The 1,172-nt window shown below is 69.4% G+C and carries 1 protein-coding gene; it reads right to left on the bottom strand.

Annotation, left to right across the window (positions count from 1 at the left end; translation table 11 throughout):
- Positions 1 to 1,048, bottom strand: a 1,048-nt coding sequence (locus tag A6V29_RS18795; RefSeq protein WP_137161732.1) for an IS256 family transposase, incomplete at its 3' end; no start/stop codon positions are given.
- Between the last annotated feature and the right edge of the window lie 124 nt (positions 1,049 to 1,172).

The following is a 1,172-nucleotide window of genomic DNA, read 5'->3' as shown; positions in this document are numbered from 1 at the left end:
CGGTGCGGCGCTTGATCTCCTTGTTCAGCCGTTCCAGCGGGTTGGTCGACCAGATCTTCTTCCAGTGCGCGGCGGGGAAGCCGGTGAAGGCGAGCAGGTCGTTCTCGGCGTCGCGGAGCATCATCTCAACGGCCGGGAACTGGCGGCCGAGCATGCCGGCGATGACGTCGAGTTGGGAGTGCACGTGTTCGGCGTCGGGCTGGGCGAACACGGTGCGGATGGCCGCGGCGACCATCTCGCTGTTGCCGCGCGGGACGCGGGCGAGCACGTTGCGCATGAAGTGCACCCGGCAGCGCTGCCAGGCCGCGCCGAGCAGCACCGCGCTGATGGCGGCCTTCAGCCCGGCGTGGGCGTCGGAGATGACCAGCTGGGTGCCGGTGAGCCCGCGGGCCTTCAGCGTGCGCAGGAACGCCGTCCAGAACGCGCCGTCCTCGGAGTCGCCGACGGCGAACCCGAGCACCTCCCGATGCCCGTCGGCGGCGACGCCAGTGGCGATCACCACGGCTTGGGAGACCACCCGCCGGTTGACCCGCGCCTTGCAGTAGGTGGCATCCAGGAACACGTAAGGGAAGGCCTGCTCGGCCAGTGAGCGGTCGGCGAAGGCACTGACTTCGGCGTCCAGATCGGCGCAGATCCGGGAGACCTCGGACTTGGAGATCCCGGTATCCGCGCCCAGTGCCTTGACCAGGTCGTCGACCTTGCGGGTGGAGACGCCGTGCAGGTAGGCCTCCATCACCACCGCGAACAGCGCCTGATCGATCCGCCGTCGCCGTTCCAGCAGCGAGGGGAAGAACGACCCGGCGCGCAGCTTGGGGATCCGCAGCTCCAGATCCCCGGCCGTCGTGGTGAGCGTCCGGGGCCGGGAGCCGTTGCGCTGAGCGGTCCGGGCATCGGTGCGTTCGTGCGGGGCGGCGCCGATCACCGCGGTGAGCTCGGCTTCGATCAGCGCTTGGTAGATCGTGGTGGCCGCCGACCGGATCCGGTCGTCGACGTCGGCGGCCTTCAGTGCGTCGAGCACCTCGAGCAGGGCAGACTGGTCCAGGGCCATCGTGTGCTGTGTCCTTCCGCGAGAACCATTGGCGTGGTCTCGCTGACCATCACACGATGGCCCCTCGCACGTGATCACCCACGCGGTCAGTGGCCTGGACTTACACCACCCCGCGGGACGTCAC

This window comes from Blastococcus sp. CCUG 61487, assembly GCF_005222955.1.
Lineage (GTDB): Bacteria > Actinomycetota > Actinomycetes > Mycobacteriales > Geodermatophilaceae > Blastococcus.
Note: the sequence above shows the minus strand (reverse complement) of the source record. Positions and strands in the feature narration are given on the sequence as shown.